Genomic DNA, 16,792 nt, shown 5'->3' with positions numbered 1-16,792 from the left:
ACCGGGCAGGCGGACGACAGTACGGGAGAGGGATGCACCTCGTGACGGCGACGACACCAGCGCGGCCGTACTCGCCGTCAAGGACGCGTGTGCCTCGTACGCGTCGCGCCGTACGCTCTCTCCTCCCGCCGGGACGCCGCCCACGCCGGACTCCCGGAGCCCTGCGGGACGCACTCGCCCTCGCGGCGTTGCCCCTGGTCGCGGCGCTGGTGCTGCCCGCCGCCTTCGCCGGCGGCGGAACCCGGCGCTGGTTCGGCGGGCGGGCGGAGAACCAGCGGGCGGAGGCGCAGGCAGCGAAGGACGCGGCGGCGGCCGCGTTCTACGAACTCGACACCGCCCAGCGCGATCTGCGGATCTCCATCGAGACGATCACCGCGGTCGACGCCTCCCCGGCCGCCCGCCGCGCGGTGTCCGACTTCGAGGCGCTGGGCCGGCGGATCGACGAGGCCAGCCACCGCTACATCAATGCCGTGGACGCCCATGACCTGGACCGGGACGATCTGGAGGCGTCGGCGGCCTCCCAGGCCCGCGCCGAGCTCACGGCGGCCAAGGAGGAACTGGGGCGGGTCAAGCAGGAGCTGGACCGGTTCACCGACGGGCTCGGCCCGCTGCTCGGCAAGGCCGAGACCCAGCTGGCCCGGCTCGCGCCCACCGTCGAACGGGCCCGGCAGGCACTGCTCGCCGCCTCGAACGCCCTCGACACCGCCCGCGGCTCCGGGCTGAAGGCCGACGACCTCGCCACCCGGCTCGCCACGCTCTCCCCGGAACTCACCAAGCTGAACCAGGGCGCCGGACAGCACGGGGTGCCGGGAACCCTGGAGCGGGCCGAGCGCGTCACGCGCGAGGCCGAGGCCGTACGCGTGGAGGCCGAGCGGCTGCCGGAGCGGGCCGCCGAGATCGACCGCCGCCTGGTCTCCCTGCGCACCCGCGCCCAGGCCCTCACCACCCGCTCCGGACAGGTCGAACCGGTCCTCAGCGAGCTGCGCCGCCGCTTCACCGCCGCCTGCTGGCAGGACCTGCAGAACGTCCCCGACGAGGCCGCGGAGAACGTGGGCCGGGCCGAGAGCAGGCTCGCCGAGGCCAGGGCCGCCCGCGAGGAGCAGCGCTGGGCGGACGCGACCGCGCTGCTGGCGACCGCGCGGGCGCTGCTGAACACGACGGACGAGGCCGTGTCGGCCGCGGGTGACCGGCTGCGGCGGCTGAACGCCGTACAGAAGGACCCCGAGCAGGAGATCGAACGCACCCGCTTCGCCATCCGGGACGCCCAGCGCCTCGCGATGGCGGGCCGCAACACCCCCGACCCTCGCCACGCCCGTCCCCTGGACGACGCCGTGGCCCGGCTGGAGCGGGCGGTCACCGGACTTCAGGGGCGCCACCCCGACTACTGGCACTTCCTGACGGAGACGGAAGCAGTTCGGGCGACGGTGGGCCGTGTGGTGGCCCTGATCCGCGAAGAGCGGGGCGGCGGCGCCCCGTGACCGGCGCGCTGCCGGGCGTCCCGGTTAACCTGGGCCCATGCCTCGTTACGAGTACCGCTGCCGGACCTGCGGCGACACCTTCGAACTGAGCCGGCCCATGGCGGAGTCCTCCGCCCCGGCGGCCTGCCCCGGGGGCCACGACGACACCGTGAAGCTCCTCTCCACGGTCGCGGTGGGCGGCACCGCGACCGCCACGACCCCCGCACCGTCCGCAAGCGGCGGTGGCGGCTGCTGCGGCGGAGGCTGCTGCGGCTGATGGACCCCGTCAGGCGCTTCGGCCGGCGGGCCGCCTCCAGGGTGTCGCCTTCAGGGTCCCTTCAGCTTCGTGTTCCTAGCGTGGAGCCATGACAGCCATCGCAGCGCTCACGCACACGGCGGCCGGGATCGGGGACGCCGGGCCGCAGTGGGTCAACACCCTCATGGACGCCATGGGCGCCCCCGGGGCCGGCCTCGCGATCGCGCTGGAGAACCTCTTCCCGCCGCTGCCCAGCGAGGTGATCCTGCCATTGGCGGGGTTCGCCGCGAGCAGTGGGCGGCTGGGGCTGTTCGAGGTACTGCTGTGGACCACGCTCGGCTCGGTGATCGGCGCGCTCGCCCTGTACGGGGTGGGCGCGCTGCTCGGCCGGGACCGCACCGTGGCGATCGCGGGCCGGCTGCCGCTGGTGAAGATCTCCGACATCGAGAAGACGGAGGCGTGGTTCCTGCGGCACGGGACCAAGGCCGTGTTCTTCGGCCGGATGATCCCGATCTTCCGCAGTCTCATCTCCGTACCGGCCGGCGTGGAGCGGATGCGGCTGCCGGTGTTCCTCGGTCTGACCACGCTGGGCAGCGCGATCTGGAACACCGTGTTCGTGCTCGCGGGGTACGCGCTGGGCGACAACTGGCAGCAGGTGACGACCGTCGTCACGGCGTACTCGAACGTGGCCCTCGGGGCGGCCGCGACGGCGGTGCTGGTATTCGTGGTCATGCGCCTGCGGCGGCCGGGGGGCGGGAGCCGGCGGCGCGAGGGGCAGCAGAACTCCGGAGAGACCCGCCCGTCGGACACCCTGGAGGAGGACCATCCGGAGGACCGCCCCGGCCCTCGGCTCCGCGCCACGGACCCCTACGAGGTCACCGGCCGGGGGCAGGACCGCCCGGCGCGCTGAGAGCGGTTCTCCCGGAGCGGCCGGCCCGCGCGGCCGTCTCCGCGCGGGATGCTGCCGGCGAATCGACGGCCGCCGGGCACCACCCCGGCTCGACGGAGGGGAGCGTTCCTCCCGGCGGAACACCGGATGAGCGGCCGCCACGCCGGGAGAAACGCTCCCACCGAACCGTGACGGGATGCGCCCCTCGCGGGCGGGGGTGGACGGCGGTAGTGGGCTGCGACGTCGGCGGACCCTGCATGCGCCCCGCGCGGGCGGGGGGCAGACGTCGCGGTCCTTCGCGGTCAGCGGGGTGCGCGGACCGTTCGCAGGAAGTCGCGCAGGATGCGCTCCCCGGCCAGTACCCCCCGCTCGGGCAGGGCCCTGACGGCGGGGGCCGTCCAGTCCGCGTCGGCGAGTTCGCCGTGCCCGGGGCGCCAGCTCCGGTCGGCGGCGAGCAGCAGGTCGGCGTCGAGGAGGGAGTCGCCGGCCGCGAGGGTGAGATCCGCGCCGGTGCGGCGGGCGACCTCGCGCATGGCCGCGCTCTTCGTGAGCGGCTTGGGCACGGCGTAGATCTTGCGGCCCTGGAGGGACACCGTCCAGCCGCGGTTCTCCGCCCACACCGCGAGTTCCTTCACCCACTCCTCGCTGAGCAGCTCGCGCTCGACGACCAGGTAGGCGAACAGGTCCTCGGCGACGCGGTGCTTGCGCACCCACACCGGGTCGGCGGTCCGCAGCAGGTGTTCCTGCACCTCGGACAGCGGGGCGCACTCGTCGGCGAGCCGGGCGAGCACCCGCGCGTGCCAGTCCCGGTCCGTCTCGCCGTCGACGAGGAGGTGGCCGCCGTTGGCGCAGATCGCGTACGTGGGCTGCGGTCCGGGGAGGTTGATGCGCTGGTACTGCTTGCGGGTACGGGTCGTCGTGGGGACGAACACGGCCTCGTCGCCGAGGTCGGTGAGGAGCTGGGCCGCCGTCTCCGTCATGTACGACAGGGGCCTGCTCTCGTGGACCTCCACGCACAGCAGCCTCGGTGCCCGGGCGTCGGGCATGGTCAGGGCGAGGGCTGCGGCGGAGTAGATGAGGGTGCGGTCGAGGTCGCTGGCGACGACGGCGGGCATCAGCGGGTCACCGCCTTGCCGTCGGCGCCGGTCGCGCCCCGCGTGTATCTGGGGTGGATCAACCCCACGCAGGTGTACGGGAGTCCGTCGACCTCCTCGACGGGGACGCCCCGCTGCTCGGCGAGCAGGCGGACGTGCTCGACGTCGCTGCCGGCTCCCGTCCGGGCCAGCACCTTCCAGGGCACCCGGCGCAGCAGGACCCGGGTGGTCTCACCGACTCCGGGCTTGACGAGGTTCACGTCGTGGATGCCGTACTCCTCACTGATCCGCTCGACCGCGGCCCAGCCCTCCCAGGTGGGGGTGCGGTCGGTGGAGAGGAGTTCCTTGGCCTGGGCGCAGGCCGCGTCCGTGACCTCCGGGAAGCGGGCGGAGACGGCGTCCAGGAAGGCCACCGACAGGTCGGCGGCGGCGAGTTCGCGGTAGAACTTGGCGCCGTGGAAGTCGTCCGGGCCGACCAGGTCGGCACGCAGCACGGTGCGTGAGATCAGGCCGGAGACGGTCGAGTTGAGGCAGGCCGAGGGGATCAGATAGTCCTCGCGGGTGCCGTAGGTGCGGACGCAGGAGCCGGGGTCGGCGAGGACGGCGATCTCCGGGTCGAAGCCGGTGACGCCCTCGGTCTTCTCGAACTCCTCGACCGCCTGGGCGAGTTCGCGGGTGATGGCGCCCTTGCCGGTCCAGCCGTCGACGAACACCACGTCCCGGGGGTCGTGGTGGGCGGCCAGCCAGCGCAGCGCGTTGGCGTCGATGCCCCGGCCACGGACGATGGAGACCGCGTAGTGCGGGAGGTCGAGGTCGTGGCGGTGCTGGGCCCAGCGGCGCATCAGGACGCCGACGGGGGTGCCGGCGCGGGCCAGGGAGACGAGCACCGGGCGGGGGGACCGCTCGGCGAGGACGGTCTCGGTGACCACGCCCACGGCGTGGGCGAGGCGGGCCGCCGACTCGTCCAGGGCGGCGTGGAACAGTGCCTGGTACTGCTCGCTGGGCTGGTACTCCACGGGCAGCGACTCGGCGTAGTGGGCGCCGCCGCTCTGGATGGCCTCCTCGCGCTCCTCGGTCGGCGCCTCCAGTGTCACGTCGGAGAGGTCCTGGAGCAGCCAGCCGACCTCCTCCGGTGCGTACGAGGAGAAGGCGGGGCCTCTGAGGGGCGCGGGCAGCATGGTGGCGGGCCTTTCGGGGGCGTCCTGGGCGGATGCGGGCGCGGAAGCGGGTACGTACGACGGTACGACCGCGAGGAGGATCTGCGGGGTGTGCTCGGCGAGCCGGGCGAGCAGGCCGCCGGGCGCGTGCAGCGCGGGGGTGTCGGCGGCCGAGTCGACCACGGCGACGACGGCGTCGAACCCGCCGCCGGCGACGTTGTAGGCGTAGCGGTCGCCGGGTCCGTCGGCGGGGTCGTCGTGGGCGGGGAAGACGAGGCGGGTGCGTATCGCGTAGCCGGGGTCGTCGACGGCGAGGACGGGTGAGCGGGTGGTGGTGGAGAAGCGCACGTCGGCGTGGGTGGCCCGCTCCAGCTCGCCCGCGAGACGCAGCGGGGCGTACATCAGCTCCTCGAAGCCGAGGACGAGTATGCGGCGTGCGCCGGCCGGCAGTGCTTCGGTGAGGCGGGCGGCCATGTCGGGGAGTGCGCGCTCGATGCGGGCGCGGTGCGCGGGGGTGAAGCCGTGACGTCCCCCGTCGGGGAGCCCGGCGGGCCAGCCCAGCTCCACGCGGGTGAGCCCGCCGTTCGGCCGCGGCCCGCCGTGGGCTGGTCGCGCAGTTCCCCGCGCCCCTGGGGAGTCACCCTCCAGGGACGCGGAACCAGCAGGCCGGTGCGACTCCGCACGCGTGAGCCCGTCACTCGGCCGCGGCCCGCCGTGGGTTGATCGCGCAGTTCCCCGCGCCCCTGGGGAGTCACCCCCACCCTCAGCTTCCAAGCCGACGGCACCGACAGCGCCCTCAAGGGGCGCGGGGAACTGCGCGACCGGCCCCGACGCACCCGCACCCGCCGCGCCACCCCCCGCCGCACCCTCCGCCTCCAAGCCGACCGCACCGGCAACACCCTCAAGGGGCGCGGGGAACTGCGCAACCGCCCCCGACGCACCCTCCGCCTCCAAGCCGACCGCACCGGCAACACCCTCAAGGGGCGCGGGGAACTGCGCGACCGCCCCCGACGCACCCGCACCCGCCGCGCCACCCCCCGCCCCGCGTTCGTACCGCGCGACCAGCTCCTGCCCCTTCTCCAGGACGCCGTCAGGCAACCGCACCGTGCCCGAGGCGACCGTCACCAGGTCGATGCGTGCCCCGATCTCCTCGGCGAACGCGTCCAGCCGCCCGGCGTCCGCGGCCGACCGCATGTCGACGAGGGCGACGATCACATACCGCCCCCGCGGATACCGCGCATGAAGAGCACGGACGGTGTTCAGCACAGTGTTGCCCGTGGAGAACTCGTCGTCGACGAGGACCAGCGGGCCGTCCCCGGCCAGCAGGGACGGGTCCTCCGGGAGCAGCAGGTGGGACGTCGCGTGGGAGTGGGACTCCTCGAAGCCCCCGGCCGTGGCCGTCCCCGCGACGGGGCGGCGCGTGGAGTGCAGGTAGGGGGCGACGCCCAGACCGTCGGCGACACAGTGGCCGAGTCCGGTCGCGGTCTCGGCGTAGCCGAGGACGACCGCGCCCTCCGCCGAGGCGCCCAGCAGCTCCCGCACCCTGCGGCCGAGCTCGACGCCGTGGCCGTACACGACCGACGGCGACTGGGGGACGTGCTTGCCGAGGACGTTGGACACCAGCAGGTGGGCCCGTTTGGGGTTGCGGCGCAGCGCCAGTCCCAGCAGACCGGGCAGCGTCTCGTCGCCGGCCAGCTCGACGCCGAGCCGCCGTGTGACCCAGCTGCCGGACCATATGTCCTCGCCCGCCGGTGCCGTCCGACGCACCGGGTCGTGGTGCACCCCCTCGTTCACAGCCTTCTCCGCCCTCTCCATCCCCGTCAGTCCGCCAGGCCCGCCGCGAGCAGTTCCACGAAGCCGGTGTCCTCGTTCGCCACGCCGAAGACCTCGGCCCGCAGCAGCGTCCGCTCGGCCCAGGCGCGGTGCGGCTTCACCTCGTTCATCTTGTTCGTGTAGGCCGACCTGAGTACACCCCCGCCGCCGCGTTCCGGCCGGAGAATGTCCTGGGCGTCGCTGAACTCCTCGTGGCTGACCACGGACAGCGCGTGCACGGGCAGGACGTGGGAGGGGTGGATGCAGGTCTTGCCGAGCAGGCCGTTGGCCCGGTCCAGGGAGATCTCGCGGAGCAGGCCGTCCATGGCGTGCTCGATGAGCTTCTGGCGCAGGGCGACGGCCTGGACCTCGTGGAAGGGGCTCTGCCGCAGCAGTGGCTTGAACATGCGCTCCTGGGCCCGGAAGTACTCCCAGACGGGTCCGGTCACGGTGAATCCGGTGCCGTCGGCGCGGCCGAGCATGTTCACCACGTCGGAGATGACGGAGGCGACGACCTGGATGTCGTACGCCGTCATGTCGGGGTCCCGGCGCAGCCCGTAGGAGGAGCAGAAGTCGGTGACGCCGAGGCGCAGGGCGAGCACGCGGTCGCGGTACTTGTCGACGACGCGGAAGATGCCCTCCAGGGTCTCCACGCGGGACTCGCGGTAGAGCAGCTCGGGCGATTCCAGGACCGGCATGGCGAACAGCCGGTGGCCGCTCTCGGCCTCGGCGAGGGTCAGGGCCTCCAGGAACGGCAGGCCGCGTTCGGAGGTGAACTTCGGCAGGACGAATCCGGACAGCAGCGAGGCGGCGGGGCCGAGGCGGCGGACGAGGTCGGGGATCTGTTCGGGGACCCGGACGCGGATGAACAGCAGCGGCAGATCCGCCGCGGGACGCCGCCCGGCCAGGTCGGCGAACTGGCGTACGAGGTTCTCCTCGCCGGCGGTCACATCGGCGTCGTCGATGGAGTCCTCCAGGCACAGCACCATGGAGACCACGCCCCGGGCGCCCTGCTTGACGATGTCGTCGGCGAGCCGGGGTCTGGTCGCCGGGCTGTAGAGCGTGGCGCCGAGGGCGGCGGAGAGCAGCCGTGCCGGGGAGTCCGGCGTGAACTCGCCGGGCTCCTGGTAGAAGAGACGTTTCCGCACCGCAGGGGCGATGTGACCGAAATGACGCATTGAGCTCCCCCGTGGTTTCAGTGGAATCAGTGGAATGTCGGAAGGTGGCCGGTAATAGTACGTAGATCTCCATGTCGGCGGTTCCCGCCGGGCATGAACTTCAGGTAACCCTGCCGTGGCGAGCCAACCCCCCGCGTTGTCGTGACCAGGACGGAGAAGGCAGGATGACCACATGACGCACGCGATGCTGAAGGGGTCGAACGTCCCTCTCGAGGTCACCACCGTACGCGCCGTGCTGCGCTGGTCGCCCGGGCAGGGGGTACCGGACGTCGACGCCTCCGCGCTGCTCCTGGGCCTCGACGACCGTGTGCGCTCCGACGAGGACTTCGTCTTCTACAACCAGCCCCGGCACCCTTCCGGACAGGTGTGGCGGCTCGGCAAGAAGCGCGTCGCCGAGCACCTGACCGACACGATCCAGACGGATCTCGCAGGTGTCGAGTCCGGCGTCGGCCGGATTCTGCTGGTCGCGTCGGCGGACGGCGTCACCTTCGACCGCGTACGAGGGCTGCGCATCCTGCTGTACGACGCGCAGGACGCCGACGGGGACGCGGTGGCGTACTTCGACATCAAGCCGGAGACCGGCCAGGAGACCGCACTGATCTGCGGGGAGCTGTACCGGCGCGGGGACGGCTGGAAGTTCCGGGCGCTCGGCGAGGGCTATTCGAACGGGCTGGAGGGCCTGGCGACCGACTTCGGCATCTCGGTGGAGGAGTCGGAGGCCCTGCCGGAGTCCGGCGCCGACGGCGGCGCCCAGCAGCCGCCCGCCATGACGCGGACGCCGGACGGATCCCCCGGCCAGCCCTCCTCCGAGGCCCTGACCCAGTTGCAGGCCCCGCTCGTCCCCGAGGTGTCCCGGCCGCTGCCGCCCGAGCAGCCGGCGAGCGTACCCACCCAGCCGGCCTACGGTTACCCGCCGCAGCAGCCGCCGGCCACCCAGCCCGCCTACGGGTATCCGCATCCGGCGAGCCGGCCCGCCTACGGCTACCCGCCCGCGCCCGCCACAGCCGCCGCGCAGTCCGGGTACGGCTTCCCGCCGCCGGCCCCCGCCACCTCCGCGTCCCCCGACCCCGACTTCCGGCTGCCGCCGCAGGGACCTCAGTTCATCGGGCGTTAGCGCCCGACGCGGGCCACGCGAACGCGAACCAGGGGCTTCTCACCGCTCGACCTTCGTTTTGAAGCCCCTGCCCCATTGCAGGCCCCATCCGTAGAGCCGGTCCAGCTCCGCCTGGAAGCCGTAGACGAACTTCACCTCGCGGCGGACGATGATCTCGTTCTTCACGTTCTCGATCATCACCACGGCGCAGGAGCGGGCCTGGGGCTGGCGTTCGTCGAGGTTGATCTCGACCCGCGGGCCGTTGCTCGGGTACAGCGTGACGACCGCCTGCGTCCGGTCGAACGCGGGCGTCTGGTCGTAGATGTAGGCGAAGACCAGCAGGCGCTTGATCTTCTCGCGCTGGTCCAGGTTGACGTAGATCGTCTCGCCCGAGGCGGAGCCGAACCGGTCGTCGCCGCTGAGCTTGACGTACGGCGGCGCGTTGACGTCGCCGAGGTAGCCGCCGAGGGGCTGGACGACGCCCTTGGTGCCGTCCTGGAGCTCGTAGAGACAGCCCAGGTCGAGGTCGACGTTGACCATGGACTGGCTGTGGGCGACGACCTCCGGCGGTTTGAGCGCCTTGAAGGGGTGGCGCAGCAGGCTCTCCCGCTGGGAGCCGCCGAAGTCGGAGGTGCGCATCCGCCAGCTCAGATTGATCCGCAGATGCCCGGTGGCCGCGCCCTGTTTGGTCAGGGACACCTGCCCGTGCCGTTTGGTCAGCTCGATGGCGTTGGTGGCCGCGCTGCCCGAGTCGAAGGCGCTCTCGCGTCCGCGCCACAGTCCGTCCAGGAAACCCATTCCCGCCCCAAGTCCGCTTGTCCGAACCCCGCCACCGGCCGACGGGCACCCCTGGGTGCCGGACGGCCGACGGGGCGGCTTCGAGGACTGGTCCTGCGAGCCGCCCCGTCGAGAGCGTTCCTCGTCCGGAGGGCTGTCACACCCCGGAGGAGACCTCTGTCTTCACGGGGTCCTCCCCCTCGGCCGCCGCGAGCCGCTTGTTGCGGCGCACCGACGACCAGAAGGAGGCGCCGATCAGGACGACGCCGATGAGACCGGTGACGATCTCGTTGATCTCGTACCGGATGGTGACGAGCAGGATCATCGCCAGGGCGCCGATCGCGTAGTGCGCGCCGTGCTCCAGGTAGACGTAGTCGTCCAGGGTGCCCTGGCGGACCAGGTAGACCGTGAGCGAACGGACGTACATGGCGCCGATGCCGAGGCCGAGCGCCATCAGGACGATGTCGTTGGTGATGGCGAAGGCGCCGATGACACCGTCGAAGGAGAAGGACGCGTCCAGCACCTCGAGGTAGAGGAACATGAAGAACGCGGCCTTGCCGGCCAGGGCGATGGCGGAGCGGGGCTTGCCCTCCCGCTCGGCCTTCTCCTCCTCCTCGTGTTCGCGCTCCTCCTCCTCTTCGAGCTTGTCCTCGAAGAAGCCGGAGAGACCGCCCACGATCATGTAGGTGATCAGACCGGCGATACCGGAGAGCAGGACCGTGCTGGCCTTGTCGACGTGTGCGCCGCCGTGCTGATGGGCCTGGGTCGCGAAGGTCACGGCGGAGATCAGCAGGATGATCAGCGCGATGCAGACCGACAGCATGTCGATCTTGCCGAGCTTGGCCAGCGGGCGCTCCAGCCACGCCAGCCACTTGATCTCCCGCTCCTCGAAGATGAAGTCCAGGAAGATCATGAGCAGGAACATGCCACCGAACGCGGCGATCGCCGGGTGGGCGTCGGTGACGAGTTCCTGATAACGGTCCTTGTCGCTGAGCGCGAGGTCGACGGCCTCGATCGGGCCGAGCTGAGCGCTGACGGCGACGATGACGACGGGGAAGACCAGCCGCATACCGAAGACGGCGATCAGGATGCCGACGGTGAGGAAGATCTTCTGCCAGAAGGCATTCATCTTCTTCAGGATCCCGGCGTTGACCACCGCGTTGTCGAAGGACAGCGAAATCTCCAGGACGGAGAGGATCGCCACGATGCCGAAGGCGGTCCACCCCCCGAAGAGAAACGCCGCGACCAGGCCGAGCGCGGTAACCGCGAACGACCAGCCGAAGGTTTTCAGAACCACTGGCTACCCCAGGTGTGTGTACGGGTATCCCCCGCTGCCGTAGTCGGCTTGTACGGATGCCGCAGTCGGCTTTACGAAACGTTGACTCCGAAGTCTAGAGCGATGCCGCGCAGTCCCGACGCGTACCCCTGCCCCACCGCACGGAACTTCCACTCACCCTGATAGCGGTAGAGCTCTCCGAAGATCATCGCGGTTTCGGTGGAGGCGTCCTCGCTCAGGTCGTAGCGGGCCAGTTCCTGGCCGTCCGCCTGGTTCACCACGCGGATGAAGGCATTGCTGACCTGGCCGAACGTCTGGCCACGCTCGTCCGCCATGTGGATGGAGACCGGAAAGACGATCTTCTCGCACTGCTGCGGCACCTTGGGCAGGTCGACCAGCAGGGACTCGTCGTCGCCGTCGCCCTCACCGGTGAGGTTGTCACCGGTGTGCTGCACCGAGCCGTCCGGGCTGGTGAGCTGGTTGTAGAAGATGAACCACTCGTCGCCCATGACCCGGCCGCCGCTGCACATCAGCGCGCTGGCGTCGAGGTCGAAGTCGGCTCCGGTGGTGGAGCGCGCGTCCCAGCCGAGTCCGATCATCACCTGGGTGAGGTTCGGTGCGGCCTTGGACAGGGAGACGTTCCCTCCCTTGGCAAGCGTGACGCCCATGATGCTGGTCCCCCTCCGGTTGGTGTTTCTCAGGGTGGTAGTGCGCGTCCGGCGCCGCACGTAAACCGTGCGGCGCCGGGCGGTGCGGCCACGGACAGCGGCCGGGGCGGGCGTCGCCGCCCGGGTGACCGTCTCAGACGTTCACCCCGAAGTCCTGCGCGATGCCGCGCAGGCCCGAGGCGTAGCCCTGGCCGATGGCACGGAACTTCCACTCCGCGCCGTGCCGGTACAGCTCTCCGAAGACCATGGCGGTCTCGGTGGAGGCGTCCTCGCTCAGGTCGTAGCGGGCGATCTCGGCCTCGCCGGCCTGGTTGACGACGCGGATGAACGCGTTGCGCACCTGGCCGAAGGACTGCTGGCGGTTCTCGGCGTCGTAGATGGAGACCGGGAAGACGATCTTCTCGATGTCCGCGGGGACGGCGGCGAGGTTGACCTTGATCTGCTCGTCGTCACCCTCGCCCTCACCGGTGAGGTTGTCACCGGTGTGCTCGACCGAGCCGTCCGGGCTCTTGAGGTTGTTGAAGAAGATGAAGTTGGCGTCGCTGCCGACCTTGCCCGAGCTGTTCAGCAGCAGGGCGCTGGCGTCCAGGTCGAAGTCGGTGCCGGTCGTGGTGCGGATGTCCCACCCCAGCCCGATGATGACCGCTGTCAGGCCCGGCGCCTCCTTGCTCAGCGATACGTTGCCGCCCTTGCTGAGGCTGACTCCCACGAGTCCTCCTTGGTGTCCAGGGGCGGGGTGCCCCGTAGTGCGTCGGATGTCGGATCAACGAGTCGATCCTAGTGAGGGGTTCCCGGAGCTCGCAGTCCCTGGAAACGAAGAATCACAGGGTGTCGAGTGCTTTCACGTACTCGTCGAGGTCACGGGCGTCCGGCAGACCGTTGACCACGGTCCAGCGCACGACGCCCTCCTTGTCGATGATGAAGGTGCCGCGCACCGCGCATCCCTTGTCCTCGTCGAAGACGCCGTAGGCGCGCGAGACGTTGCCGTGCGGCCAGAAGTCGCTGAGCAGCGGGTACTCCAGGCCCTCCTGCTCGCCGAAGACGCGCAGGGTGTGGATGGAGTCGTTGGAGACGGCGAGCACCTGGGTGTCGCGGTCGGAGAACCGCGGCAGGTTGTCGCGGACCTCGCACAGCTCTCCGGTGCACACGCCGGTGAAGGCGAACGGGTAGAACAGCACCACCACGTTCTTGTGCCCGCGGAAGTCGGACAGCCGCACGGTGGCCCCGTGGTTGTCCTTCAGTTCGAAATCGGGGGCCTTGTCGCCGACCTGGATCGCCATCGTCGTGATCATCCCTTCGGGGTGGTTCGCTCCGACCACCCTACGCAGGATGTACGACAGGCCGACGGACGGGCCGCCGCACAACGCGGCCGGCCCGTCCGGTGACGATTCACCGCTTCGACTTCGCCGCCTTCGGGGTGGCGAGCCGACTGCCGCTCCAGTCCTTGCCGACGCTGACGCTCTTGGCCGCCGTCAGTCCCGCCGTGGTGGCGGCTTCCGAGATGTCACTCGGCTCGACATAGCCCGAACGGCCGGTCTTCGGCGTGAGGAGCAGGATCGCGCCGCCCTCTTCGATGTACGTGCCGGCATCCACCAGCGCATCCGTCAGGTCGCCGTCGTCGTCGCGGAACCACAACACAACGGCGTCGGCCACGTCGTCGTAGTCCTCGTCGACCAGGTCACTCTCGATGACGCCCTCGATGGCCTCGCGGAGCTCCTGGTCGACGTCGTCGTCGTAGCCGATCTCCTGGACCACCTGCCCGGGCTGGAACCCCAGCCTGGCGGCAGGGTTCGTCCGCTCCTCCGCGTGGTCCGCGGTCGCGCTCACGGGTTGCCTCCTGATCATGTGTCTTGGGAACAACTCAGCCACGCGCGTGTGCGCGCGGCGCTGGCCGTAGTCCACACGGGCGGGACGGATCGCGCAAGTACCCGGCCGTGCAGACCGCCGAAACGGTGACGATCCTGGCCGGGTCACCGCAACTCCAGCACATCATCATGGCCCGCAGTGACGCAGACCACACCTTTGTGTCCCGTTTGGCCCTGTGGGAACCGTCTCTGTGTACGAAGACTCGAATGGACGAGCCCCATACACACCGTACTGGCCGCGCGCGTGGTTTACCTCCCGGTAGAGATGACGCCGGCGGTCCCGGGGTGGACCATGGGGAGCGGCGCATACTGGGCCGTGGCAGCGTAACGGCGGCCCTTCACGGCCCTCCGACAGGTAAGGAACAGCGTGGCTTCCGCATCCGATCGCAACCCGATCATCATTGGCGGCCTCCCGAGTCAGGTTCCTGACTTCGACCCCGAGGAAACGCAGGAGTGGCTCGACTCCCTCGACGCCGCGGTCGACGAGCGCGGCCGGGAGCGGGCCCGCTATCTGATGCTGCGGCTGATCGAACGTGCTCGCGCGAGGCGCGTGGCGGTTCCCGAGATGCGCAGCACGGACTACGTCAACACGATCCCGACCCGGGCCGAGCCGTTCTTCCCGGGCAACGAGGAGATCGAGCGCAAGATCCTCAACGCGACCCGGTGGAACGCCGCGGTGATGGTCTCGCGCGCGCAGCGGCCGGGCATCGGCGTCGGCGGCCACATCGCCACCTTCGCGTCCTCCGCGTCGCTGTACGACGTGGGGTTCAACCACTTCTTCCGCGGCAAGGACGAGGGCGACGGCGGTGACCAGGTCTTCTTCCAGGGCCACGCCTCGCCGGGCATCTACGCCCGCGCGTATCTGCTGGACCGGCTGAGCGAGCGGCACCTGGACGGCTTCCGCCAGGAGAAGTCGAAGGCGCCGTACACGCTGTCGTCGTACCCGCACCCGCGGCTGATGCCGGACTTCTGGGAGTTCCCGACCGTGTCGATGGGCCTCGGCCCGATCGCCGCGATCTACCAGGCGCGGATGAACCGCTACATGCACGCGCGCGGCATCGCGGACACGTCCAGGTCGCACGTCTGGGCGTTCCTCGGCGACGGGGAGATGGACGAGCCGGAGTCGCTGGGCCAGCTGACCATCGCCGCGCGCGAGGGCCTGGACAACCTCACCTTCGTCGTCAACTGCAACCTGCAGCGGCTCGACGGTCCGGTGCGCGGCAACGGGAAGATCATCCAGGAGCTGGAGTCGGTCTTCCGGGGCGCCGGCTGGAACGTGATCAAGCTGGTCTGGGACCGCACCTGGGACCCGCTGCTGGCCCAGGACCGCGACGGTGTGCTGGTCAACAGGATGAACACCACGCCGGACGGCCAGTTCCAGACGTACGCCACCGAGTCGGGCGCGTACATCCGCGACCACTTCTTCGGCGACGACCACCGGCTGCGCGCGATGGTCGAGGGCATGACCGACGACCAGATCCTGCACCTGGGTCGCGGCGGCCACGACCACCGCAAGATCTACGCGGCGTACAAGGCGGCCCAGGAGCACAAGGGCCAGCCGACGGTGATCCTCGCGAAGACGATCAAGGGCTGGACCCTGGGCCCGAACTTCGAGGGCCGCAACGCCACGCACCAGATGAAAAAGCTGACGGTCGACGACCTCAAGCACTTCCGGGACCGGCTGCACCTGCCGATCGCCGACAAGGACCTCGAGTCCGGTCTGCCGCCCTACTACCACCCGGGCCCGGACACGGAGGAGATGCAGTACATGCACGACCGCCGCAAGTCGCTCGGCGGTTATGTGCCGACGCGGCTGGTGCGGTCGAAGCCCCTGACACTGCCCGGGGACAAGACGTACGCGACCGTGAAGAAGGGCTCCGGCCAGCAGTCCATCGCGACCACCATGGCCTTTGTCCGGCTCCTGAAGGACCTCATGCGGGACAAGGAGCTCGGCAGGCGGTTCGTACTGATCGCGCCGGACGAGTACCGCACGTTCGGCATGGACTCGTTCTTCCCGAGCGCGAAGATCTACAACCCGCTCGGACAGCAGTACGAGTCCGTGGACCGGGAGCTGCTGCTCGCCTACAAGGAGGCGCCGAACGGCCAGATGCTGCACGACGGCATCTCCGAGGCCGGCTGCACGGCCTCGCTGATCGCCGCAGGGTCGGCCTACGCCACCCACGGCGAGCCGCTCATCCCGGTGTACGTCTTCTACTCGATGTTCGGCTTCCAGCGCACCGGCGACCAGTTCTGGCAGATGGCCGACCAGATGGCGCGCGGTTTCGTCCTGGGTGCGACCGCGGGGCGTACGACACTGACCGGCGAGGGTCTCCAGCACGCGGACGGCCACTCGCAGCTGCTGGCGTCCACCAACCCGGCGTGTGTCGCCTACGACCCGGCGTTCGGGTTCGAGATCGCGCACATCGTGCAGGACGGGCTGCGCCGGATGTACGGCGGTGACGCGGAGCACCCGCACGGCGAGGACGTCTTCTACTACCTGACCCTCTACAACGAGCCGATCCAGCACCCGGCCGAGCCGGAGAACGTGGACGCCGAGGGCATCGTCAAGGGCCTGTACCGCTTCAGCGAGGGCACGGCGGGTTCGCTTCCGGCGCAGATCCTGGCGTCCGGGGTCGCGGTGCCGTGGGCGGTCGAGGCGCAGAAGATCCTCGCCGAGGAGTGGAACGTCAAGGCCGACGTCTGGTCGGCGACCTCCTGGAACGAACTGCGGCGCGAGGCCGTGGACTGTGAGCGGCACAATCTGCTGAACCCGGAGGAGGAGCAGCGGACGCCGTACGTGACGCGGAAGCTGGCCGCCGCCCGGGGGCCGGTGGTCGCGGTGTCCGACTGGATGCGGTCGGTGCCGGACCAGATCGCGCGGTGGGTGCCGGGGACGTACCAGTCCCTGGGCGCGGACGGCTTCGGCTTCGCCGACACGCGCGGGGCGGCCCGGCGGTTCTTCCACATCGACGCGCAGTCGATCGTGGTGGCGGTCCTCACGGAACTGGCCCGGGAGGGGCATGTGGACCGGTCGGTGCTGAAGCAGGCGATCGACCGGTACCAGCTCCTTGACGTCGCCGCGGCGGACCCGGGGGCGGCGGGCGGCGACGCGTAACGCTCCGGCGGGGGCGGGAAGCGCACAGGCGGGAGGGGGCGCCGGCGACGCGCCGGCGCCCCCGCCCCCCGGGCGGCCCCGGGCACCCCGGCCGCGCTCCCCCGGGCGCGCGGGCGCCCGCCCCGCCGCCCTCACGGGCCCGGGGGGGCGCCGGG

At 70.9% G+C, this 16,792-nt stretch carries 14 protein-coding genes; 5 read left to right on the top strand and 9 right to left on the bottom strand.

What is annotated here, in order from left to right; genetic code table 11:
- Positions 1-32 precede the first annotated feature (32 nt).
- The 3 genes from ACIF9R_RS33445 to ACIF9R_RS33435 all read left to right on the top strand — a co-directional run bounded on the left by ACIF9R_RS33445 (position 33) and on the right by ACIF9R_RS33435 (position 2,623).
- Positions 33-1,478 carry a hypothetical protein gene (locus ACIF9R_RS33445; RefSeq protein ID WP_399986174.1) on the top strand — a complete coding sequence of 482 codons (1,446 nt, stop codon included), beginning with the start codon at positions 33-35 and terminating at the stop codon, positions 1,476-1,478.
- Positions 1,479-1,515: 37 nt separating this feature from the next.
- A complete protein-coding gene (locus tag ACIF9R_RS33440) occupies positions 1,516-1,734 on the top strand; it encodes a zinc ribbon domain-containing protein (protein WP_399986173.1) in 219 nt (72 codons plus the stop codon).
- A gap of 88 nt (positions 1,735-1,822) precedes the next feature.
- Positions 1,823-2,623 carry a DedA family protein gene (locus tag ACIF9R_RS33435; RefSeq protein ID WP_399986172.1) on the top strand — a complete coding sequence of 267 codons (801 nt, stop codon included), beginning with the start codon at positions 1,823-1,825 and terminating at the stop codon, positions 2,621-2,623.
- Positions 2,624-2,904: 281 nt separating this feature from the next.
- On the opposite strand, the gene ACIF9R_RS33430 is transcribed toward ACIF9R_RS33435, so the two are convergent.
- The 3 genes from ACIF9R_RS33430 to ACIF9R_RS33420 are packed head-to-tail and all read right to left on the bottom strand — an operon-like array spanning position 2,905 to position 7,843.
- The gene (locus ACIF9R_RS33430) at positions 2,905-3,717 is read right to left on the bottom strand and encodes an HAD family hydrolase (RefSeq protein ID WP_399986171.1); all 813 of its coding nucleotides are present in this window, start codon (positions 3,715-3,717) and stop codon (positions 2,905-2,907) included.
- Positions 3,717-6,668 (bottom strand): phosphoribosyltransferase, encoded by a 2,952-nt coding sequence (locus ACIF9R_RS33425; protein WP_399986170.1) that lies wholly within the window; start codon positions 6,666-6,668, stop codon positions 3,717-3,719. The genes ACIF9R_RS33430 and ACIF9R_RS33425 overlap by 1 nt, the downstream gene beginning before the upstream one ends.
- A 5-nt stretch (positions 6,669-6,673) precedes the next feature.
- Complete coding sequence (locus tag ACIF9R_RS33420) at positions 6,674-7,843, bottom strand: HpcH/HpaI aldolase/citrate lyase family protein (protein WP_399986169.1); 1,170 nt, start codon at positions 7,841-7,843, stop codon at positions 6,674-6,676.
- Positions 7,844-8,015: 172 nt separating this feature from the next.
- On the opposite strand from ACIF9R_RS33420, the gene ACIF9R_RS33415 reads away from it, so the two are divergent.
- The gene (locus ACIF9R_RS33415; RefSeq protein ID WP_399986168.1) at positions 8,016-8,957 is read left to right on the top strand and encodes a TerD family protein; all 942 of its coding nucleotides are present in this window, start codon (positions 8,016-8,018) and stop codon (positions 8,955-8,957) included.
- Positions 8,958-8,996: 39 nt separating this feature from the next.
- On the opposite strand, the gene ACIF9R_RS33410 is transcribed toward ACIF9R_RS33415, so the two are convergent.
- The 6 genes from ACIF9R_RS33410 to ACIF9R_RS33385 form a co-directional block, all read right to left on the bottom strand.
- The gene (locus ACIF9R_RS33410; RefSeq protein WP_399986167.1) at positions 8,997-9,734 is read right to left on the bottom strand and encodes a Tellurium resistance; all 738 of its coding nucleotides are present in this window, start codon (positions 9,732-9,734) and stop codon (positions 8,997-8,999) included.
- A gap of 136 nt (positions 9,735-9,870) precedes the next feature.
- Positions 9,871-11,010 (bottom strand): DUF475 domain-containing protein, encoded by a 1,140-nt coding sequence (locus ACIF9R_RS33405; RefSeq protein ID WP_399986166.1) that lies wholly within the window; start codon positions 11,008-11,010, stop codon positions 9,871-9,873.
- 71 nt (positions 11,011-11,081) lie between these two features.
- Positions 11,082-11,657 carry a TerD family protein gene (locus ACIF9R_RS33400; RefSeq protein WP_399986165.1) on the bottom strand — a complete coding sequence of 192 codons (576 nt, stop codon included), beginning with the start codon at positions 11,655-11,657 and terminating at the stop codon, positions 11,082-11,084.
- Positions 11,658-11,790: 133 nt separating this feature from the next.
- Positions 11,791-12,366: a calcium homeostasis/redox stress adaptation protein gene (locus ACIF9R_RS33395; protein WP_399986164.1), complete on the bottom strand. Its 576-nt coding sequence runs from the start codon at positions 12,364-12,366 to the stop codon at positions 11,791-11,793.
- A gap of 112 nt (positions 12,367-12,478) precedes the next feature.
- A complete protein-coding gene (locus ACIF9R_RS33390) occupies positions 12,479-12,937 on the bottom strand; it encodes a peroxiredoxin (RefSeq protein WP_399986163.1) in 459 nt (152 codons plus the stop codon).
- A gap of 109 nt (positions 12,938-13,046) precedes the next feature.
- A complete protein-coding gene (locus ACIF9R_RS33385; RefSeq protein WP_181007479.1) occupies positions 13,047-13,484 on the bottom strand; it encodes a DUF3052 domain-containing protein in 438 nt (145 codons plus the stop codon).
- Positions 13,485-13,889: 405 nt separating this feature from the next.
- On the opposite strand from ACIF9R_RS33385, the gene aceE reads away from it, so the two are divergent.
- A complete protein-coding gene (aceE, locus tag ACIF9R_RS33380) occupies positions 13,890-16,637 on the top strand; it encodes a pyruvate dehydrogenase (acetyl-transferring), homodimeric type (protein ID WP_399986162.1) in 2,748 nt (915 codons plus the stop codon).
- Positions 16,638-16,792 lie beyond the last annotated feature (155 nt).

The organism is Streptomyces sp. NPDC086080 (assembly GCF_044540255.1).
GTDB lineage: Bacteria > Actinomycetota > Actinomycetes > Streptomycetales > Streptomycetaceae > Streptomyces.
This window is presented reverse-complemented; position numbering and strand designations above follow the sequence as displayed.